The organism is Kitasatospora arboriphila (assembly GCF_039528095.1).
GTDB classification, from domain to species: domain Bacteria; phylum Actinomycetota; class Actinomycetes; order Streptomycetales; family Streptomycetaceae; genus Kitasatospora; species Kitasatospora arboriphila.
Genome location: NZ_BAAALD010000278.1, coordinates 1 through 596, shown reverse-complemented (window position 1 = coordinate 596; position 596 = coordinate 1). Strand labels below are relative to the sequence as shown.

Annotated in this window: 1 protein-coding gene; it reads left to right on the top strand. The window is 42.3% G+C overall.

The window, feature by feature from the left end:
* Positions 1-367 precede the first annotated feature (367 nt).
* Positions 368-596 (top strand): cytochrome ubiquinol oxidase subunit II (locus tag ABD353_RS39945; protein WP_425555362.1); only part of this gene is annotated, 229 nt, incomplete at its 3' end.

Below are 596 nucleotides of genomic sequence, written 5' to 3'. Positions count from 1 at the left end.
TCTTTAAATAATTTAACCGATTCAGCTCCGGGGATTTTATTTTTCGTTTTCACAATGTCTTTTATTTGATAATTAAATGTTAAACAATTGTTCTAATTTGTGGGTGGTTATGCCCATTAGCCGCTAAGCACTCCTTTTCTTATCCCTTTCGTTATCAATCCCGCGAAAATCAGGCTTTCCAAGGGATTAAGTAACACTACGTTACATATGTGACAAACCAAGCAGAAGCCGCTAACACAGAACTGACAGAGATCCAATCATGTTTACAGTAATGCAACCTTACCGTAAAATGCCCATACACTTTAAACGCCACCAGATCCCGTGGAATTGAGGTCGTTCAATGAGACTCAGGAAATACAATAAAAGTTTGGGATGGATGTCATTAATCGCAGGTACTGTATTACTCAGTGGTTGTGATTCTGCACTCCTTGACCCAAAAGGACAGATTGGACTGGAGCAACGCTCTTTGATCCTGACGGCCTTCGGCCTGATGATGATTGTCGTTATTCCCGCCGTCTTGATGGCAGTAGGATTTGCCTGGAAGTATCGCGCGAGCAATAAAGATGCGAAGTATAGCCCGAACTGGTCACACTCCA